Below are 21,293 nucleotides of genomic sequence, written 5' to 3'. Positions count from 1 at the left end.
TTTTAGTGGGGTGTTAAATGGATGATTTCAAACCAGAAGACGATATGAAAGCCGATCGCAACGATCGTCGTGCTGGTCGTTCCCGTCAGTCTTCCGAGCGTGACGCCGATCCGCAGATCAATTTCGACGATCTCGATCTTGAGGCCGATGAAGGCCGTCCGACGCGCGCGAACAAAGCCCGTCGTGAACGCGATGAAGAAGAGTACGAAGAGGACCTCGAGTCCGAAGAAGAAGTAGAAGAAGAGCAGCAGGTTGAACGCCGTCCGCGTAAACGCAAAAAGGCCCCTGCTAAACCGGCTTCCCGCCAGTATGTCATGATGGGCGTCGGGGTGCTGGTACTCCTGCTGCTGATTGTCGGCGTGGGTTCGGCGCTGAAATCGCCATCTTCTTCCAATGAATCCGCTTCTGGTGAGAAGAGCGTTAACCTGTCAGGCGATCAAAGCATGACCGCTGACCAGAACAACAATGCCGCGCAGCCGGCCGATCAAACTGCGGGCAACACCAACCAGCAACAGCCGCAGGACGTTTCTCTGCCGCCGATCGCCTCCAATCCGACTCAGGGTCAACCCGCCTCCGAGCCGCAGGGCCAGCAGCGTGTGGAAGTTCAGGGCGACCTGAATAACGCGCTGACTCAGCAGCAGGGTCAACTGGATAGCGCCGTTGCTAACTCCACCTTACCGACCGAACCTGCGACCGTTGCGCCGATGCGTAATGGCGCCGCGCCGCGTCAAACGACCGAACGCCAGACGGCCGCCACGCCGCGTCCTGCTGAGCGTAAACAGGTGGTGATTGAACCGAAACCGCAAAGCAAGCCGCAGGCTACCGCCAAAGCGCCGGTTGAAACCAAACCTAAACACGTAGAGAGCGCGCCGGCGGCTACCGCCAGCAAGCCTGTCGCCACTGCGCAGACTAAACCGGCTGCGACAACCGCGCCAACGGCTACTGCGCCTGCCGCCACTACCTCCGCCCCGGTGGCCACTGCGCCTGCAGCGACCGCAGCGACCGCAGCGACCGCAGCGGCTGGCAGCAAAACGGCTGGCGATGTTGGCTCGATGAAGTCTGCGCCGTCTGGCAACTATACGTTGCAGCTCAGCAGCTCCTCTAACTACAACAACCTGAACAACTGGGCGAAGAAAGAGAAGCTGGAAAAATATGTTGTCTATGAGACGACTCGCAACGGTCAACCGTGGTATGTGCTGGTCAGCGGCATCTACGCTTCGAAAGATGAAGCGAAACGTGCTGTCGCCACGCTCCCTGCGGATGTTCAGGCGAAAAATCCATGGGCAAAACCGCTGCACCAGGTACAAGCTGACCTGAAGTAATGCCGCGAGTAGTCTTAAGCGCAGGATGCTGTCGGAGCGATTTCTCCACAGCCGGAGAAAGTGTAATTAGTTAGGCAGCATGAAAAAGAATCGCGCTTTTCTGAAGTGGGCGGGGGGGAAATACCCCCTGCTCGACGATATTAAAAAGCATTTGCCGGAAGGTGAATGCTTGATTGAGCCCTTCGTGGGCGCCGGGTCGGTATTCCTGAATACCGACTTTTCTCGTTATATCCTCGCGGATATCAATAGCGATCTGATTGGCCTGTATAACATCGTCAAATTGCGCACCGACGAATACGTCAGCGCCGCACGTGAGATGTTTACGCCGGAAAACAACGCCGCGGAGCGTTACTATCAGTACCGTGATGAATTCAACCAGAGTCAGGATCCCCTGCGTCGCGCGGTGCTGTTCCTGTATCTGAATCGCCACGGCTACAACGGTCTGTGCCGCTACAACCTGCGCGGCGAGTTCAACGTGCCGTTTGGCCGCTACAAAAAGCCCTATTTCCCCGAGGCTGAGCTCTATCACTTCGCCGCAAAGGCGCAGAACGCCGAGTTTTACTGCGAATCTTATGAAGAGTGTATGAAGCGCGCCGATAGCCGGGCGGTGGTCTATTGCGATCCGCCGTACGCGCCGCTGACGGCGACGGCGAATTTTACCGCCTACCACACCAACAGCTTCAACCTTGATCAGCAGGTACTGCTGGCGAAAAAGGCGGAATCGTTGATGAAAAAGCGGATCCCGGTGCTTATCTCAAACCACCGCACGCCGCTGACGCAGGAGTGGTATAAAAACGCGGCGGAAACGCATATTGTGAAGGTTCGGCGCAGCATCAGCAGCAACGGTGGTACGCGTAAAAAGGTGGACGAGCTATTAGCGCTGTACCGTCCGCCGAAGACCAAATAAATTTCAAGGAGATGCGGATGAAGCAGTATTTGATTGCCCCTTCGATTCTGTCGGCTGATTTTGCCCGTTTGGGCGAGGATACCGCTAAGGCACTGGCGGCGGGCGCGGATGTCGTACACTTCGACGTCATGGACAACCACTACGTGCCGAATCTGACGATTGGCCCGATGGTGCTGAAGTCGCTGCGCAACTACGGCATTACCGCGCCGATCGATGTGCACCTGATGGTAAAACCGGTCGACCGCATCATTCCTGATTTTGCCGAAGCCGGCGCCAGCATTATCACTTTCCACCCGGAAGCCTCTGAACACGTCGACCGCAGCCTGCAGCTTATCAAAGAGCACGGCTGTAAAGCGGGGCTGGTATTCAACCCGGCAACGCCGCTGAGCTATCTCGATTACGTTATGGATAAGCTGGATGTGATTCTGCTGATGTCGGTTAACCCAGGCTTTGGCGGCCAGTCCTTTATTCCGCACACTCTTGAAAAACTGCGTCAGGTGCGTCAGCTTATCGATCAATCCGGCTACGACATTCGCCTTGAAGTCGATGGCGGCGTGAAAGCCAGCAACATTGGTGAAATTGCCGCGGCCGGTGCGGATATGTTTGTCGCCGGTTCGGCGATCTTCGGCCAGCCGGACTACAAAAAAGTTATTGATCAAATGCGCAGTGAATTAGCGAAGGTTAGTCATGGATAAATTACAGGCCATCCGCGGCGTGGCATTTGACCTGGACGGTACGCTGGTCGATAGCGCGCCGGGTTTAACCGCCGCCGTTGATAGCGCGCTTTACGCGCTGGAACTGCCGGTGGCAGGTGAAGAGCGCGTCGTGACCTGGATTGGCAACGGCGCAGACGTCCTGATGGAGCGGGCGCTGAACTGGGCTCGCCAGGAGCGCGCCACGTTACGCGCGGCGATGGGGAAACCTTCCGTCGACGATCATGATATACCGCAAGACGAACAGCTACGCGTTTTGCGTAAACTGTTCGACCGCTATTACGCCGAAGCGGCGGAAGAAGGCAGTTTCTTGTTCCCGGCAGTGGCCGATACGCTCGGCGCGCTGCACGCAAAAGGCCTGCCGCTGGCGCTGGTTACCAACAAACCGACGCCGTTCGTGGCGCCCTTGCTCGAGGCGCTGGATATCGCGAAATACTTTAGCGTGGTGATCGGCGGCGACGATGTGAAGAACAAAAAGCCGCATCCGGATCCGCTGCTGCTGGTGGCGGAAAAGCTCTCTCTGACGCCAGCCGAACTCTTGTTCGTCGGGGATTCGCGCAATGATATTCAGGCGGCGAAAGCGGCGGGTTGCTGCTCTATCGGTCTGACTTACGGCTACAACTACGGCGAGCCGATAGCGCTGAGCGAGCCGGATTTTATCTTTGACCAATTTAATGAACTCTTGCCCGCTCTTGGGCTACCGTACAGTGAAACTCAGGAATTAAAAAATGACTAAGCCCATCGTTTTTAGTGGCGCACAGCCCTCAGGTGAATTGACCATTGGCAACTATATGGGTGCGCTGCGTCAATGGGTAAACATGCAGGATGACTATCACTGTATTTACTGCATCGTTGACCAGCACGCGATCACCGTGCGTCAGGATCCGCAGAACCTGCGTAAAGCAACGCTGGATACGCTGGCGCTGTATCTGGCCTGCGGTATCGATCCGCAAAAGAGCACCATTTTCGTCCAGTCTCACGTGCCGGAACACGCACAGCTGGGCTGGGCGCTCAACTGCTACACCTATTTCGGCGAACTGAGCCGCATGACCCAGTTTAAGGACAAGTCCGCGCGCTACGCCGAGAACATCAACGCTGGTCTGTTTGACTACCCGGTACTGATGGCCGCTGACATCCTGCTGTACCAGACCAACCAGGTACCGGTAGGCGAAGATCAGAAACAGCATCTTGAGCTGAGCCGCGACGTCGCGCAGCGCTTTAACGCTATCTATGGCGATATCTTTAAAGTGCCTGAGCCGTTTATTCCTAAGTCCGGCGCGCGCGTCATGTCGTTGCTGGAACCGACCAAAAAGATGTCCAAGTCCGATGACAACCGCAACAACGTCATTGGTCTGCTGGAAGACCCGAAATCGGTGGTTAAGAAGATCAAACGCGCGGTGACCGACTCCGACGAGCCGCCGGTTGTCCGTTACGATGTGCAAAACAAAGCGGGCGTTTCCAACCTGCTGGATATCCTCTCTGCCGTCACCGGCCAGAGCATTCCGGAACTGGAACAGCACTTTGAAGGTAAAATGTACGGCCACCTGAAAGGCGAAGTCGCCGAAGCCGTTTCCGGTATGCTGACCGAGCTGCAGGAGCGCTATCACCGTTTCCGCAACGACGAAGCGTTTCTTAATCAGGTGATGAAAGAGGGCGCCGAGAAGGCCAGCGCGCACGCTTCTAAGACCCTGAAAGCGGTATATGAAGCGATTGGCTTTGTCGCTAAGCCGTAATAAGGCTCGCTGAAGGTAAAAAAACCGGGATTATCCCGGTTTTTTTGTCTTTGCCAGAGCGCATTATCTTAATGGTTAGAAAACCAGTTCAGCTTGTCGCGTAGCGCCACAACGCGGCCCACGATAATCAACGCCGGGCTGGCCATCTGCTGCGCCATAATATCCAGCCGATCCAGAGTACCGGTGACGACCTTCTGGTTGACCGCGGTGCCGTTCTCGACGATGGCGGCCGGCATATCCGCCGCCATGCCGTGGGCGATCAGCTTTTCGCGGATCGCCGGCGCCTGGTTTAGCCCCATATAGAACACCAGCGTCTGTTTTTCCGCCGCCAGATTTTGCCAGTCGAGATCGCTACCAGTTTTCAGATGGCCGGTGATTAGACGTACGCCCTGGGCGAAATCGCGGTGGGTGAGCGGAATGCCGGAGTAGGCCGAGCAGCCGGAGGCGGCGGTGATCCCCGGCACCACCGAGAACGGAATACCTGCCGCGCAGAGGGTCTCCAGCTCTTCGCCGCCGCGGCCAAAAATAAACGGATCGCCGCCTTTCAGGCGCACGACACGTTTGCCGCTTTGCGCTTCGCGCAGCAGGATTTGGTTAATCTCCTCCTGCGGCACGCAGTGATAGCCTGCACGTTTGCCGACAAACACCCGATCGGCATCACGGCGCACCAGGTTCATAATGTCGTCGGAGACCAGTCGGTCATAAACCACCACATCGGCCTGCTGGATCTGCTGCAGTCCCTTGAGAGTGAGCAGCCCGGCATCGCCCGGACCGGCGCCAACCAGCACCACTTCGCCGCGATGTTCCAGCGGCTCATTCAATAATCGTTCCGTGGTATCGGCAACGGCCTGACGATCATCGTTCGCCAGCGATTGGGCGAGGCCATCGTTAACAAACAGTTTTTCCCAGAAGCGGCGGCGCTCGCCGACGGTAGCGAACTGTTTTTTCACCCTTGAGCGCAGCTGCCCGGCATAGCGGGCGATTTGTCCGAGATGCAGCGGCAAGAGCGATTCGAGCTTTTCACGCAGCAGGCGCGCCAGCACCGGCGAGGTACCGCCGGAAGACACGGCGACCATCAGCGGCGAGCGGTCGATAATTGACGGCATGATAAAGCTGGCCTGACGGGGCGCATCCACCACGTTGCAGAAAATACGCCGTGATTCAGCGGCCTCGCTGACCTGCTGATTAACGACATCATCGTCGGTGGCGGCGATCGCCAGCCAGCAGTTATCGAGCAGCGCAGGATTAAAATCGCCCTGCGCCAGCGTCAGCATTTGCTCCTCGGCCCACACCTGAAACTGCGGAGTAAACCGGCGTGAGTTGACCGTTAACCGGGCACCTGCGTCGAGCAACAGACGCGCCTTGCGTTCAGCGATATCGCCGCCGCCGACCAGCAAGCAGTCGCGATCGCGTAGTTGGCAAAAAATAGGTAAGTGGTCCACGGCAGATCCTCACGGCAAGGGGGGAATGGGAATGCGGTCGTAGCATAGCAGCAGAGGGATTCACGGAGATATGAATTTTGCCGCCTCTACTTATTAGTGGTCATAAGCTGATGATATGGTTCCCCCCGCGGCGCGGAGGGAACCATGCGGCATCAGGCTTTCAGCTGCACTTTGCCATCTTTAACACGGGCTTCGTAGTGGGCGATGGAGTGGCTCTCATCTTCCATGCACAGCCCGTCGCTGAGACGGAAGCGCTGCTTTTTCAGCGGACTGGCAACCCACAGCGCGCCGTCATGCTCAGCGATAATCCCGCGGGACAGCACGCTGGCATTGAAGAACGGATCGATATTGCTGATGGCGAACACTCTGTCGTCATGGTACGGACGGAAGATAGCCACCTGCTGTTGCCCCAGCAGCGCGCAGACGCCGGTCGCCGGCAGGATGTCGTCAATTTTGCAGATGTTTACCCACTGGCTCATACGTTTTCCTCCACCAGCGTGACCGGGATGCGCTCATAGGGCGTGGCCGGGCGATGCTGGTCACGTTCCGGCACCACCTGAACGTTCGGGTCGCGCTGGTCGCTGTTGATAAAGTGTTTGAAGCGCGTCTGCGCCGCCGGGTTATTGACGGTCTCGGTCCATTCGCAGGCGAAAGCGGCGCGCAGGCGAGCCAGCTCTTCTTCAAGGTGATCGTTCAGGCCCAGCTTATCGTCGATGATGACGCTGCGCAGATAGTCGATGCCGCCTTCCATGTTGTCCAGCCACGGCGCGGTACGGGTCAGCTTATCGGCGGTGCGGATGTAGAACATCATAAAGCGGTCGAGATATTTGATGAGCGTATCGCGATCGAGGTCCGCGGCCAGCAGATCGGCGTGGCGTGGTTTCATCCCGCCGTTACCGCACACGTACAGGTTCCAGCCTTTCTCGGTGGCGATGATCCCAACGTCTTTACCCTGCGCTTCCGCGCATTCACGGGTACAACCGGAGACGCCGAACTTCATTTTGTGCGGGGTACGGATACCTTTATAGCGGTTTTCCAGTTCCACGCCGAAGCCGACGCTATCGCCGACGCCGTAGCGGCACCAGGTACTGCCGACACAGGTTTTCGCCATACGTAACGCTTTGGCGTACGCATGGCCGGTTTCGAAGCCGGCTTCAATCAGCTGGCGCCAGATTTCCGGCAGGTCGTCTTTTTGCGCGCCGAACAGGCCGATACGCTGGGAGCCGGTGATTTTGGTATACAGATTAAATTCGCGCGCGATGCGACCGACGGCAACCAGGCCTTCTGGCGTAATTTCGCCGCCTGCGGAGCGCGGGATAACCGAGTAGGTGCCATCTTTCTGGATGTTGGCGAGGAAGTTATCGTTGGTGTCCTGCAGCGGCGTGTGCTGTGGTTTGAGGATGTACTCATTCCAGCAGGAGGCCAGCAGGGAACCGACGGTCGGCTTACAGACTTCACAGCCGTAGCCCTGACCGTGTTTTTCCAGTAGTTCGTCGAAGGTTTTGATGCCTTCCACGCGGATCAGGTGGAACAGCTCCTGGCGAGAGTAGGCGAAGTGTTCGCACAGATTGTTGTTCACTTCGATACCCTGTTTCGCCAGCTCGGCGTTGAGCACCTGCGTCACCAGCGGAATACAGCCGCCGCAGCCGGTTCCGGCTTTGGTTTCCGCTTTCAGCGCCGCCACGGTGTGGCAGCCTTTATTGATAGCGGCGATCAGGTCGCCTTTGCTGACGTCGAAGCAGGAACAAATCTGCGCGCTGTCCGGCAGTTTATCCACGCCGATAGACGGCTTTCCGCTGCCAGCGTGAGCCGGGAGGATCAGCGAATCCGGGTTTTCCGGCAGCTCGATGGAATTCAGCACCAGCTGCAGCAGGTTGCCGTAATCGCTGGTGTCGCCGACCAGTACCGCGCCGAGCAGGGTTTTGTTATCTTCGCTGACGATAAGACGTTTGTAGACTTCTTTGCTTTCGTCGAGATAGACGTAGCTACGCGCGCCCGGCGTGCGCCCGTGGGCGTCGCCGATACCGCCAACGTCAACGCCGAGCAGCTTCAGCTTGGCGCTGAGATCGGCGCCGGTGAACAGATTGTCGTTGCCGAGGATATGGTCAACGGTAACCTGCGCCATTTTGTAGCCCGGGGCGACAAGACCATACACGCGGTTATTCCAGCTGGCGCATTCGCCGATAGCGTAGATATCCGGGTCGGAGGTCTGGCAGCTATCGTTGACCATGATGCCGCCGCGCTGGGCGACGGCGAGACCGCACTGGGTAGCCAGCTTGTCGCGCGGACGGATACCGGTAGAGAAGACGATGAAATCGACCTGCAGTTCGCTACCGTCGGCGAAGCGCATCGTTTTGCGCGCGTCGGTACCCTGCTGAACGATCTCTTTGGTGTTTTTGCTGGTGTGAACTTTCACTCCCATGCTTTCGATCTTACGCTTCAACTGCTCGCCGCCCATCTGGTCGAGCTGCTCGGCCATCAGCATCGGAGCAAACTCGATCACGTGGGTTTCCACGCCGAGATTTTTCAGCGCACCAGCCGCTTCCAGACCGAGCAGGCCGCCGCCGACCACCGCGCCGCGTTTGCTGCGACGGGCGCAGGATTCAATGGCGTTAAGATCTTCAATAGTACGATAGACGAAGCAATCCTGGGTTTCCGCGCCTTTAATCGGCGGGATCCACGGGTATGAGCCAGTCGCCATAATCAGCTTGTCGTAGAAAACGGTACGGCCAGCGCTGGAGTGGATAACCTTTTCCTGACGGTTGATGGTAATCGCGCGTTCGCCGACCAGTACTTTGACGCCGTGTTTCTCATAGAAACCTTCGCGTACCAGCGACAGCTCTTCCGCAGTGTGATGGGAGAAGTAAGACGACAGGTGGACACGGTCATAGGCGATACGCGGCTCTTCACAGAACACGGTAATGTCGAATTGTCCGGCAGGCGCCTTATCAAGAAGCTCTTCGATAAAGCGATGGCCGACCATGCCGTTACCGATAATAGCGATTCTGACTTTGCTCATTTTTGCCTCGATTTCTTTTCTATTACCGCCTACCTTAACGATTCAGCTACTACACTCATTGATACAAATCAATTTAGAACTTACCTACCACTTAATGAGTATATTCATGATTTATAATGATTTTTCTAAGTGATGGAAAAATCAGGCTTTTCCGTTCTGTTCTTTTTGTGTACAAAGACAGCGGAAGAAATAAGCAATCTTCAGGGGAGCAAACTATGTCGACAACGCCGCTGTGGTTAATTCAGAACGTCCATCTGCCAAAGAGGGAAGGGTTGTGGCAGATTGCGATTGATAAAGGGCGATTCGGCGACATCACGCCGATGGGAGAGGCACGCAGCGAAAGCTACGAAGTGCTTAACGCCCGCGGCGGATTGGCCATTCCGCCGTTTATCGAACCGCACATTCATCTTGATACCACGCAGACGGCGGGAGAACCGAACTGGAACCAGTCTGGGACGCTGTTCGAAGGGATTGAGCGTTGGGCCGAGCGTAAAGCGCTGCTAAGCCATGAGGATGTGAAAGCCCGCGCGTGGAAAACCCTGCGCTGGCAAATCGCTAACGGCATCCAGTTTGTCCGCACCCATGTCGATGTTTCCGACCCAACGTTGACCGCGCTGAAAGCGATGCTGGAAGTCAAACAAGAGGTAGCGCCGTGGGTCGATTTGCAGATAGTCGCCTTCCCCCAGGAAGGGATTTTATCCTACCCCAATGGTGAGAGTTTGCTGGAGGAGGCGTTACGGCTGGGCGCCGATGTGGTTGGGGCGATCCCGCATTTCGAATTTACTCGTGAATATGGTGTGGAATCACTGCATATCGCCTTCCGTCTGGCGCAGAAATACCAGCGTCCGCTGGATATCCACTGCGATGAAATTGACGATGAACAGTCGCGCTTTGTCGAAACGGTCGCCGCGCTGGCGTTAAAAGAGGGAATTGGCCCCCGGGTGACCGCGAGCCACACCACCGCGATGCACTCCTACAATGGCGCTTATACCTCGCGTCTGTTCCGCCTGTTAAAACTCTCGGGCATTAACTTCGTCGCCAACCCGCTGGTCAATATTCATCTGCAGGGGCGCTTTGATGACTACCCGAAGCGGCGCGGCGTGACGCGGGTCAAGGAGCTGATGGCGGCCGGCATTAATGTCTGTTTTGGCCACGATGATGTATTCGACCCGTGGTATCCGTTGGGAACCGGCAACATGTTACAGGTGCTGCATATGGGGCTGCACGTTTGCCAACTGATGGGCTATCAGCAGATTAACGACAGTCTACAGCTGATTACCCACAACAGCGCCAGAACCTTTGGTCTCAATGATTACGGCATTGCTACCGGCAACCCGGCCAATCTGGTGATCCTGCCTGCTGAAAACGGTTTTGAAGCCGTACGCTGCCAGGTGCCGGTGCGTTGGTCAATTCGTCAGGGAAGGGTCATTGCAACTACGCAGCTGGCGCAGACGTGGATACAGACCGATAAAGGCGGCGAGGAGTTGTTTTTTACCAAAAATAGCCCCTTTGCCGAAGCAAAGGGGCTTAAGGCTTAGTGCGCCGATGCGTTCTGACGGTGGCGGGAAACGAAGCCAAGGAGCAGACACATCACGAATACCACGGCATAGAGTCCGTTCGCGGTGTGCAGCGCGGCCAGCGGGCCGCTAGCCGCGACGATCGGCCCGGTCACCACGAAAGTCAGCATGGTGCCGATGGTGCCGCAGGTCAGAATAAAGTTCACCAGCTTCGGCGAAGCGACTTTAGTCTGCTGCGAGCCCAGGGTGATGATCGAGGTATAGATGGCGCTGGAGAAGAAGCCAAGGGTCAGGATGAACCACGGCATATGCTCCGGCGAACCATTGATGAACAGATACATCAGGATTGTCGCCAGGCCCGCCAGAACGGTCAGGATGCGCTGCAGGTCGAAGAAGCGCAGGATGAAGCTGAACGACCACATACCGATCATATAGGACATCCAGAAATCGCTGACCAGCTTACCGGCGTCGCCGAGGCTCATGCCGAGGCCTTTGGCATATTCCGGTACCCAGGAGATAAAGCCCAACTGGCCGAGGATGTAGCATAGCGCGGCGATGGAAAGGAACAGCACGCCGATGCCCCATTTCTCTTTCACCACCGGCTGGCTGTTTTCCGCCAGCGCTTTGTTGCCAAGCACCGGGAACTCACAGCCGAAAGTCAGCACGAAAATAGCAACGTAGACCAGGCCGATACAGGCGTAAACCCAGTACCACTCGATGCTGCGCGCCAGCAGAACGGCGGCGACCATCGGGAAGATCATCCCCGCCATGCTGAAGAAGGAGTCCGTGAACAGCAGACGCGCGCCGCGCTGACGGCCTTCATACATGTGGGTAATCAGGAAAGTACCGATCGACATGGTGATCCCGCTGACCAGACCAAGCACGAACATCGATGCGGAGAACAGCGTCAGGCTGTGGCCGAACATCAACCCGGCGATAGCTAACAGCATCAGGATAAAGCCGAAGCGCAGCTGGGTTTTCAGCGGCACGATCTCCATCAGCCAGGCATTGAGGAAGATAGAAATCAGAATACCGGCATTGAGGAAGGTAAAGGTGTTACTCATACTGGACACCGGCAGATGGAAATAATCCGCGATGTTCCCCATCACCATCCCGGTGACGATCACCAACGCGCCGGTCAGGGCGTAGGAGAAAAAGCTGATCCATGTGAGCTTGATACGATTGCTGTTAGTCATGACAGGCCTGTGAATAGATAGGTAAAGCGCGTTGACGCTGCGCCGGGCGCACAGATTTTATTCATTCAAGTGATGAAGGCAAACGTTTATATTGAAATGTAGAGCTTATTGCATGGTTTTGTGTGACTTTGATCACATTAATAAGATTGCTCACACCTGAGTCAGTTCGTAACAAGTGTTTCAGCTAAGTAAAATTAGGTAAAAGGCTAGCCCGCTATGCAAAGGCTCTTTAGAATCAAGGCACTTGCTTTTTACTCTGCTCCGTTAAGGAATTTCCATGCTCAAATCCACTCTGGCGGCGATGGCTGCCGTATTCGCCATTTCAGCATTCTCCCCCGCCATGGCGGCCAAGGGCGACCCGCACGTACTGCTGACCACTTCTGCTGGCAACATCGAGTTGGAGCTGAATAGCCAGAAGGCGCCGATTTCTGTCGATAACTTCCTGAAGTACGTGAACAGCGGTTTCTATAACAACACGACCTTCCACCGGGTGATCCCGGGCTTTATGGTGCAGGGCGGCGGTTTTAATGAGCAGATGCAGCAAAAGCAGCCGAACCCGCCGATTAAAAACGAAGCCGACAATGGCCTGCGTAATACCCGCGGAACGATCGCCATGGCGCGTACCGCCGATCAGGACAGCGCGACCAGCCAGTTCTTCATCAACGTGGCCGATAACGCCTTCCTCGACCACGGCCAGCGCGATTTTGGCTACGCGGTATTTGGTAAAGTGGTGAAGGGAATGGACGTCGCCGACAAAATTTCTCAGGTTCCGACCCACAACGTCGGCCCGTACCAAAATGTTCCGTCCAAACCGGTCGTCATTCTCTCGGCGAAAGTACTGCCGTAACCCTCTTCTGGCGCGGGCGGTCCGCCTGCGCCCAGCTTGCCTCTCTGCGTAACCTGAAATTGCTGCTTATACTTGTGGCACACAGGGGACGATAAGGGAGGCGACCATGCGTTTACTCACCGATAAGCAAAAATCCCGGCTCTGGGAACAGACCCGCAATGCCAATTTTCAGGCCAGCCGACGCCTTGAAGGCGCGACGGTACCGCTGGTTAGCCTGACGGCTGAGGAAGCGCTGGCGCGTATTGTCGAGCTGAGGAGGCGTCATGAGCGATAAATATGGCGACGACCGCGACCCCTATCTCTATCCGGCGTTGGATGTGCTGCGCAACCGGCTGGGTATTCATCAGGCGCAACGGCTGGAACAAACGGTCTGGGAATTCACTTCGCTGCGCGCGGCGACGATCCCGTTGGGCCCGCGCGGCCGCGGCTTACCGCATCTCTGCGCCATTCACCGGCAACTTTATCAGGATCTCTTTGACTGGGCGGGTAAGCTGCGGGAGATCGATATCTACCAGGGCGATACGCCGTTTTGCCACTTCGCGTGGATAGAGAAAGAGGGTAACGCGCTGATGCGCAAGCTGGAAGAAGAGGACTATCTGTGTGAACAACCCTGGGAGACCTTCGTCGAGCGCCTGAGCTGGTACTACGGCGAAATCAATGTCCTGCACCCGTTCCGCCTTGGTAACGGTCTGACGCAAAGGATCTTCTTCGAACAGTTGGCCATTCACGCCGGCTACCTGCTCGACTGGCGGGGCATCGATCCGGATGCGTGGAGCCAGGCTAACCAGCTGGGCGCGATGGGCGACCCGGAGCCGCTGGAGCGGATCTTTCGTAAAGTGGTGAGCGAAGCGCGGGAATCTGAGTAGAATAGCCCGGTTTTGTTTTTTCCGGAGCCGCTATGATCCTGCTAATCGATAACTATGACTCTTTCACCTGGAATCTGTACCAGTACTTTTGCGAACTGGGAGCGGAGGTGCTGGTTAAGCGTAACGATGAGTTAACGCTGGCAGAGATAGTGTCGCTGGCGCCGGAGAAAATCGTTATTTCGCCGGGCCCCTGCACGCCCGATGAGTCAGGTATTTCGCTGGACGTTATCCGCCGCTATGCCGGAAAAACCCCGCTGCTCGGCGTGTGTCTGGGTCATCAGGCCATCGCCCAGGTCTTCGGCGCTAGCATCGTGCGCGCCGCTCAGGTCATGCATGGTAAAACGTCGCTTATTGAGCACAACGGCGAGGGCGTTTTTCAGGGACTAAACAACCCGCTTACCGTTACGCGCTACCATTCATTAGTTATCGACCCGCCAACTCTTCCCGATGATTTTATCGTTACCGCCCGCAGCGCCAGCGGTGAAATCATGGGTATCCGCCATCGCCAGTGGGATCTCGAAGGCGTGCAGTTCCACCCGGAGAGCATTCTTAGCGAACAGGGACACCACTTGCTGGAAAACTTCCTTAAACGCTGATTTGTAGTTGCCATGAAGTGATTTATTATGCATATTTTGTGATTAAAACATCGCAATCATTGCACATTACACAGAAGGATGGGCATCACATGGCAACAGAGCAACCGGCAATCACCCGCGCCACATTCGATGAAGTCATTCTGCCGATTTATGCACCGGCGGAGTTTATTCCGGTGAAGGGGAAAGGCAGCCGCGTTTGGGATCAGCAGGGCAAAGAGTACATTGATTTTGCCGGCGGGATTGCGGTGACCGCGCTGGGCCACTGCCACCCGGCGCTGGTGGCGGCGCTGCACGAGCAGGGCGAAACCCTGTGGCACACCAGCAACGTTTTTACCAACGAGCCGGCGCTGCGCCTGGGTCGCCAACTGGTGGACGCCACTTTTGCCGAACGCGTGGTGTTTATGAACTCCGGAACGGAAGCCAACGAAACGGCGTTCAAGCTGGCGCGTCATTACGCAATTACTCGTCATAGCCCGTACAAAACCAAAATCATCGCTTTCCATAATGCCTTCCACGGACGGTCGCTGTTCACCGTCTCGGTTGGCGGTCAGCCGAAATACTCTGATGGTTTCGGGCCGAAACCGGCAGATATCGTGCATGTCCCCTTTAACGATCTCGAGGCGGTGAAAGCGGTGATCGATGACCATACCTGCGCGGTGGTGGTTGAGCCGATTCAGGGCGAGGGCGGAGTGATGGCGGCGACGCCGGCGTTCCTGCAGGGGCTGCGCGAACTGTGCGACCAGCATCAGGCGCTGCTGGTATTTGATGAAGTGCAGTGCGGTATGGGCCGTACCGGTTCGCTGTTCGCCTATATGCATTACGGCGTGACCCCGGATATCCTGACCAGCGCGAAAGCGCTCGGCGGCGGTTTCCCGATTAGCGCGATGTTGACCACCAATGAAATTGCCAGCGCCTTCCATGCCGGTTCCCATGGCTCCACCTACGGCGGCAATCCGCTGGCCTGCGCGGTGGCGACCGCGGCTTTCAACCTGATTAACACGCCGCAGGTGCTGGAGGGCGTGAATGCCAAACGGGCGCTGTTTGTCGAACACCTGCAGCAGATCGATGCGCAGTTCGATCTGTTCAGCGACATCCGCGGCATGGGGCTGTTAATCGGCGCCGCGCTTAAGCCGCAGCATCATGGACGCGCGCGCGATTTCCTCTATGCCGCGGCCCAGGCCGGGGTGATGGTGTTAAACGCCGGGCCGGACGTGATGCGCTTTGTGCCGTCGCTGGTGATTGATGATAGCGATATCGCCGAAGGGATGGCGCGCTTTGCGCAGGCGGTTAAAAACGTGCTTAGCGCCTAGTCGTGCGTAGCCAGATGCCGTGATGCGGACGCTGACGCCATGCCACCGACGAAATGGTGTGCATGGTGTTCAGATGGCCGAGGATCCGCTGCAGATGCTGCTCAAGGGTGCTGAGCGGCCCACGCAACACTTCCCCATCCTGGGATTCCATAATATTCACATCGCCCGCGCTGCCCGGCCCGTCTGAATCCAGACGCTGCTGACAGCGCTGCAGGGCAATTTCACAAGATTCCAGATACCGCTGCGCCAGGTCCGGCGTTAGCATCGTATGCTCGCGCGCCAGCGTGGTCATGGCGTTGATATGCTCAACGATAAACTGGCTATGGGTTACCCACAGCTTCATATCTTCCAGATAGTGCGAGTTAAAACCCGGTTCCTGCATCGCCTGGTTAAGCGAGTTATACAGGGCGTTGTGCGCCTGGTTGACGCGCATGCGCTGGTAGGCCAACGCCGGGGCCTGCGGATCGGCGCTAAGGATCAGCCGAATAGCCTCCTGATCGGCCTCCAGGGCATCGTGGGCGTTTTTACGCAGCAGGCCGCTCTGCCATTGCGGCCATAGCCAGACCATCCCGCCAAAGGCGATCAGACAGCCAATGATGGTATCGATAAAGCGGGCGACGATGAACTGCTCGCCGTTAAGCGTTAGCAACTGCAGGGTATATACCGCGGTGACGGTAAAGCCCACCATCGCCCAGCCGTAGTGTTTGCGGATGATGAGATAGCTCAGCAGCGTGATGAACAACATACCGCTTAACGTATAGCTCTCCGGTACGTGGAAATGTAGGGTCAGCCAGGCGATCACCAGGCCCGCCAGAGTGCCTACCGCCCGGTGGACAATTCGCACGCGGGTGGCGCCGTAACCGTTTTGCGTCACGAACAGCACGGTCATCAGGATCCAGTACGGCTTCGGCAGATGTAGGGCGCTGCCCATCAGGCTGGCGATGCTCAACATGACGCTGATGCGCGCGGCGTTGCGCAGCGCCGGGGATTTCAATGACAGGTAGTTCTTCAGCGCCGGTAGTAGCGGTAGGCGCCGTTCTTTATCCGCCATCAGGTTACGTGCGTACAGCGGGCGCTGGGTACGCAGCACACGGGCGATACGACTGAAGTGCCAGGCGCAGAACTGCCCAACCGGATTATCGGGGTGCTGATAAGCGATTTTTTCCAGCGCGCCGATTTGCTTATCCATCTGGAAGCGGCGCGGGTAGCGGTGGTAGAGAATATCATCCGCCAGCACGCGCAGACGCGCGGCGACGGTCTGCGCGTTCCAGCGGATGACCGCTTCCGCATGGCTGCGCTCCACCAGTTTTTGCACCTCTTCAGGCTGGTGCAGGCTCACTGAAATATGTTCCTGCAGATCCAGCCCAACCTGGAACGCGCGCAGTAGTCGCTTATGATCGCTACGCTGGTTGGCGGCTAACATATGCATCTGCTGATAGCACTGGGTAATTAAATCGACCACCTTCTGCTGGCGGGTAAGCAGCGGCGGCAGGGAGGTCGTCGGGTCAGTGTGCTGCGTCAGGAGGCTATATTTGGCCTCGCAATAATTAGCCAGTTCGCGGTAAAGCAGGCTTAACGACTCGCGCAGCGGCTGCTCTCGCCAGAGCCAAAACCAGAACCAATTAAAGAGTCCGTACCACAAGGTTCCCAGCGCATAGATAAGCAGCGGCTCCCAGATGGGCATATTGCCGGCCAGGCTTAAGGTAAAAATGGCGGCGATTAGCGATGCCGGCAACAGGCGAGCGTGTAGCGAACTGATTTCCGCCGTCACGCCGAGTATCAGCGCCAGCGCGCTGAGGATAAGCGGCAAAGGGATGTCGCGCGCCAGAAGCAATTGCACAATCAGGCTGCTGCCGGCAAATAGGCAGCCGCCAACGATAAGGCGTTTGAAAAAGCGTTTATGCGGGGTGTCGAGACCGGCGATATTGCAACAGGCGGGAACTAAAGAGAACAGCAACCCTTGCTGCAGATGGCCGAGCAGAAGCCCGATGGCCACAGGTAGACACAGCACCAGCGTTTGCCGCAGTGCATAGTTGACTTCCGGGTGGTAAATCAGCCTGCGCCACATGGGAGAAACAAAAACGGCGTACTGCGCGGAGCAATACGCCGTTTAGCGACTTAACGGGTACCGTAGACGACGATAGTTTTACCGTGTGCGGAGATCAGGTTTTGATCTTCCAGCATCTTCAGAATACGGCCGACGGTTTCACGAGAGCAACCGACGATCTGGCCAATTTCCTGGCGGGTGATTTTGATCTGCATCCCGTCCGGGTGGGTCATGGCATCAGGCTGTTTCGCCAGATTCAGTAAGGTCTGAGCAATACGGCCCGTCACGTCGAGGAAAGCAAGGTTACCGACTTTCTCGGAAGTGACCTGCAGACGACGCGCCATCTGCGAAGAAAGGCGCATCAGGATGTCCGGGTTCACCTGGATTAACTGACGGAATTTTTTGTAAGAGATCTCGGCCACTTCACATGCGGTTTTCGCACGTACCCAGGCACTACGTTCCTGACCTTCTTCAAACAGGCCTAATTCACCGATGAAATCGCCCTGGTTGAGGTAAGAGAGGATCATCTCTTTACCTTCTTCATCCTTGATGAGTACAGCCACGGAGCCTTTTACGATGTAGTAAAGCGTTTCCGCTTTCTCACCCTGGTGAATCAGCGTGCTCTTTGATGGGTACTTATGAATGTGGCAATGAGACAAGAACCATTCAAGGGTAGGGTCTGTTTGCGGTTTGCCAAGCACCATGCGCGGTTATCCTCTGTTATAAGCTATCTCCGGACGCCGACACTACACGGCATCCGGGCATGCAATCGTATTTTTCCCTATGCCTGGGAAGCTGGCTGCTCAATTTATGCAGCCTGTAATGTGAACTCCTCAGCATACATGCGGTACATCAATGTATTACTGTAGCATCCAGACTGTTTTAGCATAGCTTTCACCGCATGTCTCCTGGTGTCTCGCTTCAGCATGACCCAGGTCGCCTTCCGTTGCGAGATTTGTTATGTGCGCGTAATCTGTCAGGAAAATTGCAACAGCGGAGTTAAATTTTATGCAAGCGCGTGTGAAATGGGTGGAAGGTCTAACCTTCATCGGTGAGTCGGCCTCCGGCCACCAGATTTTAATGGATGGCAACTCCGGGGACAAAGCGCCCAGCCCGATGGAGATGGTGTTAATGGCGGCGGGCGGCTGTAGCGCAATTGACGTGGTGTCTATCCTGCAAAAAGGGCGTCAAAACGTCACTAACTGCGAAGTGAAGCTGACCTCCGAACGCCGTGAAGAGGCGCCGCGCCTGTTCACCCATATCAATCTGCACTTTATCGTCACCGGTAAAGAGCTGAAGGATGCGGCGGTGTCCCGTGCGGTGGATTTATCCGCGGAGAAGTACTGCTCGGTGGCGCTGATGCTGGAAAAGGCGGTCAACATCACCCACTCTTACGAAGTCATCGAAGCCTGAGGCGAATTGACGTAGCGGGACACTAACCCCGGCAGCACGGCGACCGGGGTTTTATTTTGCCCTTAACTAATGGTTTTGCCTTCCATCAAGCGCTCGACCAGCGGCGCCATAATGAGCTCCATCGCCAGTCCCATCTTACCGCCCGGTACCACCAGGGTGTTCATATGCGAGATAAACGACCCCTGTAGCATCGCCAACAGCCAGGGATAATCAATCCCCTGTAAATTGCGGAAGTGAATCACCACGAAGCTTTCGTCGAGCGATGGAATACCTTTGGCGGCAAACGGATTCGAGGTATCGACTGTCGGCACGCGCTGGAAGTTGATATGGGTACGTGAGAACTGGGGGGTGATGAAATTGATGTAGTCCTCCATTGAACGCACCACCGAGTCCATCACCGCTTCGCGCGAATGGCCTCGTTCGCTGGTATCGCGAATGAGCTTCTGGATCCATTCGAGGTTGACGATCGGCACCACGCCGACCAGCAGGTCGACATGTTTCGCCACGTCGTGCTGCGGCGTCACCACGCCGCCGTGGAGCCCTTCATAAAACAGCACGTCGGTGGGTTCAGGCAGCGGCTGCCACGGGGTAAAGGTACCGGGAACCTGATTCCAGGGAACCGCTTCATCGTAGGTATGGAGATATTTGCGCGACTGGCCCTTGCCAAATTCGCCGTATTCTAAAAAGGTGCGTTCAAGCAGGCTGAAGTCGTTGGCTTCCGGGCCAAAGTAGCTGATGTGTTTGCCCTGATCGCGCGCCTTGCGGATCGCCATGTCCATTTCCGGGCGAGTGTAGCGATGGAAGCTATCCCCTTCGACCTCCGCGGCATGCAGGTTCAGCTGCGAGAAAATTTTGCGAAACGCGAGGCTGGTGGTGGTGGTGCCCGCGCCGCTGGAGCCCGTGACTGCGATCACTGGATGTTTGGCAGACATAACAACTCCCTGATTAAGTGATGGTGTGTCGCCGTATCGCGCCAGGCTCTCGCGGTTAGAGGGGCATGGCGCTTAGCCGTTAAACATCTTGCGGGGCATGATGTTGACCGTCTCGTGCAGTTCTGACCACACCAGCACGGCCTCCCCGGTTTTAAGCTGCTGTTTTACATCGGCGACTTTATCGGCAAGCGAACGTTCATGTTCACCATAATCGGTGCCTTCGCGCAACACAAAGCTTTCAATCAGATTATCCAGCGTTTCGGGATCGAGATCCTGCCAGGGAATAATCATGCTTGTCCTCCCAGCCAGCGGGTTAACCAATCCGGAATACGTTGCTCCAGCCACATCTGCGGTTTTCGCAGCGTACCGCCGACAAAGCCAACGTGGCCGCCTTGTTCCGTGAGCTGATATTCGACGTTAGCCGGCAGCTGTTCCTGCGGCGGTATTGAATGATGGTCCATAAACGGATCGTCTTTTGCGTGAATGATCAGCGTCGGCTTGGTGATATCGCTTAAGCGCGGCATCGCGCTGCACTGTCGGTAATAGTCTAGCGCATCGGCGAAACCATGGATTTTGGCGGTGATCATGTCGTCGAATTCGCGGATGCGGCGCATGCTTTTGAGCTGGCGAAGATCGACCGGCAGCGAGCCCGGATAGGCTTTTAGCTTGCGCGCGGCGTTAGCTTTCAGCAGGTTGAGCAGGTAACGCTGATAGACGCGCGAAAATCCTTTATCCATATGGTAGCTGCAGGCTTCCAGCATAAAGGGCGCCGAAACAATGACGGCCGCATCGAGCGGAATATTGTCGCCTTCTTTCGCCAGCAGACAGCCCAGCATGTTACCGCCAAGCGAATAGCCTACCGCTGCCGTCGGCGCAGCGCCGAACTCACGCTGCAGCCAGTGCAGGAACCAGGTGCCATCTTCCGTTTCGCCAGAATGGTAAATACGACTGTTACGATTCGGCTCGCCGCTGCAGCCGCGAAAATGCATCACCACCCCGAGCCAGCCGCGCTGCATAGCGGCGTGAATCAAACCGTGGGCGTAAGGGCTGTGCAGGCTGCCTTCCAGACCGTGAAAAACCACCAGGCGCGGTTTGTGGCGCGCGCCGGCGGGGTCTTCGCTCCAGGCCAGATCGACGAAATCGCCATCCGGCAGCTCAAGGCGCTGCCAGTGCGGCGTAAATCGGAGCTTGCGGCGGATGATCCGCGGCAGCATGGTTTGCAGATGACGATTGCCCACGCCGCGCATCGGATGGAATTCGCGCGAATCGTTATCGGGGGGCGTCACTGCTGTCGGGGTTATTTCAACCATAGTACCAGGATTATTAAGAAACTTTTAGAACACTATACCGCGCATAAAAGTGGGCGGTTAGCCAATATGTGGTCTTGCGGGTAATCGGTATAGATTACATGAAAATGATTGAAGAGAATGGCT

21 protein-coding genes are annotated in these 21,293 nt (G+C 56.6%); 12 read left to right on the top strand and 9 right to left on the bottom strand.

Annotated elements, in window-relative coordinates:
• The first annotated feature begins 17 nt into the window (after positions 1-17).
• The 5 genes from damX (at position 18) to trpS (ending at position 4,675) form a co-directional block, all read left to right on the top strand.
• Positions 18-1,322, top strand: a complete 1,305-nt coding sequence (damX, locus tag PGQ95_RS15470) for a cell division protein DamX (protein WP_430918623.1) — start codon at positions 18-20, stop codon at positions 1,320-1,322.
• A 79-nt stretch (positions 1,323-1,401) separates the two neighbouring features.
• Positions 1,402-2,229, top strand: a complete 828-nt coding sequence (dam, locus tag PGQ95_RS15465; protein ID WP_015369388.1) for an adenine-specific DNA-methyltransferase — start codon at positions 1,402-1,404, stop codon at positions 2,227-2,229.
• 17 nt (positions 2,230-2,246) lie between these two features.
• The gene (gene rpe / locus PGQ95_RS15460) at positions 2,247-2,924 is read left to right on the top strand and encodes a ribulose-phosphate 3-epimerase (RefSeq protein WP_015369389.1); all 678 of its coding nucleotides are present in this window, start codon (positions 2,247-2,249) and stop codon (positions 2,922-2,924) included.
• Entirely contained in the window at positions 2,917-3,678 is a 762-nt protein-coding gene (gph, locus tag PGQ95_RS15455; protein ID WP_047048014.1) for a phosphoglycolate phosphatase, read from the top strand. The genes rpe and gph overlap by 8 nt, the downstream gene beginning before the upstream one ends.
• The gene (trpS, locus tag PGQ95_RS15450) at positions 3,671-4,675 is read left to right on the top strand and encodes a tryptophan--tRNA ligase (protein ID WP_015369391.1); all 1,005 of its coding nucleotides are present in this window, start codon (positions 3,671-3,673) and stop codon (positions 4,673-4,675) included. Before gph ends, trpS begins: the two co-directional genes overlap by 8 nt.
• Positions 4,676-4,743: 68 nt before the next feature.
• Here trpS and cysG read toward each other — a convergent pair whose 3' ends face one another.
• The 3 genes from cysG to nirB all read right to left on the bottom strand — a co-directional run bounded on the left by cysG (position 4,744) and on the right by nirB (position 9,136).
• A complete protein-coding gene (gene cysG / locus PGQ95_RS15445) occupies positions 4,744-6,117 on the bottom strand; it encodes a siroheme synthase CysG (protein ID WP_430918621.1) in 1,374 nt (457 codons plus the stop codon).
• Positions 6,118-6,269: 152 nt separating this feature from the next.
• Entirely contained in the window at positions 6,270-6,596 is a 327-nt protein-coding gene (gene nirD / locus PGQ95_RS15440; protein ID WP_015369393.1) for a nitrite reductase small subunit NirD, read from the bottom strand.
• The gene (gene nirB / locus PGQ95_RS15435; RefSeq protein WP_087859078.1) at positions 6,593-9,136 is read right to left on the bottom strand and encodes a nitrite reductase large subunit NirB; all 2,544 of its coding nucleotides are present in this window, start codon (positions 9,134-9,136) and stop codon (positions 6,593-6,595) included. The genes nirD and nirB overlap by 4 nt, the downstream gene beginning before the upstream one ends.
• 215 nt (positions 9,137-9,351) lie before the next feature.
• Between nirB and PGQ95_RS15430 the strand changes: the two genes are divergently transcribed.
• Positions 9,352-10,674 carry a cytosine deaminase gene (locus PGQ95_RS15430; protein WP_430914867.1) on the top strand — a complete coding sequence of 441 codons (1,323 nt, stop codon included), beginning with the start codon at positions 9,352-9,354 and terminating at the stop codon, positions 10,672-10,674.
• Here the strand turns inward: PGQ95_RS15430 and tsgA are convergent.
• Entirely contained in the window at positions 10,671-11,849 is a 1,179-nt protein-coding gene (tsgA, locus tag PGQ95_RS15425) for an MFS transporter TsgA (protein ID WP_213317293.1), read from the bottom strand. The genes PGQ95_RS15430 and tsgA overlap by 4 nt on opposite strands.
• Positions 11,850-12,126: 277 nt before the next feature.
• On the opposite strand from tsgA, the gene ppiA reads away from it, so the two are divergent.
• The 5 genes from ppiA (at position 12,127) to argD (ending at position 15,468) form a co-directional block, all read left to right on the top strand.
• The gene (ppiA, locus tag PGQ95_RS15420; protein ID WP_015369397.1) at positions 12,127-12,696 is read left to right on the top strand and encodes a peptidylprolyl isomerase A; all 570 of its coding nucleotides are present in this window, start codon (positions 12,127-12,129) and stop codon (positions 12,694-12,696) included.
• A 106-nt stretch (positions 12,697-12,802) separates the two neighbouring features.
• On the top strand, positions 12,803-12,970 hold the full coding sequence (locus tag PGQ95_RS15415; RefSeq protein WP_087859080.1) for a YhfG family protein: 168 nt from the start codon (positions 12,803-12,805) through the stop codon (positions 12,968-12,970).
• Positions 12,960-13,562: a putative adenosine monophosphate-protein transferase Fic gene (locus PGQ95_RS15410; RefSeq protein ID WP_213794123.1), complete on the top strand. Its 603-nt coding sequence runs from the start codon at positions 12,960-12,962 to the stop codon at positions 13,560-13,562. The genes PGQ95_RS15415 and PGQ95_RS15410 overlap by 11 nt, the downstream gene beginning before the upstream one ends.
• 32 nt (positions 13,563-13,594) lie before the next feature.
• The gene (gene pabA / locus PGQ95_RS15405; RefSeq protein ID WP_430918618.1) at positions 13,595-14,158 is read left to right on the top strand and encodes an aminodeoxychorismate synthase component 2; all 564 of its coding nucleotides are present in this window, start codon (positions 13,595-13,597) and stop codon (positions 14,156-14,158) included.
• A gap of 89 nt (positions 14,159-14,247) precedes the next feature.
• Positions 14,248-15,468: a bifunctional acetylornithine/succinyldiaminopimelate transaminase gene (gene argD, locus PGQ95_RS15400; RefSeq protein WP_430918616.1), complete on the top strand. Its 1,221-nt coding sequence runs from the start codon at positions 14,248-14,250 to the stop codon at positions 15,466-15,468.
• Here argD and PGQ95_RS15395 read toward each other — a convergent pair.
• Both PGQ95_RS15395 and crp read right to left on the bottom strand, forming a co-directional pair.
• Positions 15,458-17,536, bottom strand: a complete 2,079-nt coding sequence (locus tag PGQ95_RS15395) for a YccS/YhfK family putative transporter (protein ID WP_430918614.1) — start codon at positions 17,534-17,536, stop codon at positions 15,458-15,460. The genes argD and PGQ95_RS15395 overlap by 11 nt on opposite strands.
• A gap of 50 nt (positions 17,537-17,586) precedes the next feature.
• Entirely contained in the window at positions 17,587-18,219 is a 633-nt protein-coding gene (crp, locus tag PGQ95_RS15390) for a cAMP-activated global transcriptional regulator CRP (RefSeq protein WP_000242758.1), read from the bottom strand.
• A gap of 304 nt (positions 18,220-18,523) precedes the next feature.
• On the opposite strand from crp, the gene PGQ95_RS15385 reads away from it, so the two are divergent.
• The gene (locus tag PGQ95_RS15385) at positions 18,524-18,928 is read left to right on the top strand and encodes an OsmC family protein (protein WP_015703648.1); all 405 of its coding nucleotides are present in this window, start codon (positions 18,524-18,526) and stop codon (positions 18,926-18,928) included.
• A gap of 62 nt (positions 18,929-18,990) precedes the next feature.
• Here the strand turns inward: PGQ95_RS15385 and PGQ95_RS15380 are convergent, their stop codons facing one another.
• From PGQ95_RS15380 to PGQ95_RS15370, 3 genes are all read right to left on the bottom strand, one after another.
• The gene (locus PGQ95_RS15380; protein WP_015369404.1) at positions 18,991-19,860 is read right to left on the bottom strand and encodes a phosphoribulokinase; all 870 of its coding nucleotides are present in this window, start codon (positions 19,858-19,860) and stop codon (positions 18,991-18,993) included.
• A gap of 72 nt (positions 19,861-19,932) precedes the next feature.
• The gene (locus PGQ95_RS15375) at positions 19,933-20,151 is read right to left on the bottom strand and encodes a YheU family protein (RefSeq protein ID WP_015369405.1); all 219 of its coding nucleotides are present in this window, start codon (positions 20,149-20,151) and stop codon (positions 19,933-19,935) included.
• A complete protein-coding gene (locus tag PGQ95_RS15370; RefSeq protein WP_045375901.1) occupies positions 20,148-21,170 on the bottom strand; it encodes a hydrolase in 1,023 nt (340 codons plus the stop codon). Before PGQ95_RS15370 ends, PGQ95_RS15375 begins: the two co-directional genes overlap by 4 nt.
• Between the last annotated feature and the right edge of the window lie 123 nt (positions 21,171-21,293).

Origin of the sequence: Klebsiella sp. 141240 (assembly GCF_050600805.1) — a bacterium.
Lineage (GTDB): Bacteria > Pseudomonadota > Gammaproteobacteria > Enterobacterales > Enterobacteriaceae > Klebsiella > Klebsiella aerogenes.
Note: the sequence above shows the minus strand (reverse complement) of the source record. Positions and strands in the feature narration are given on the sequence as shown.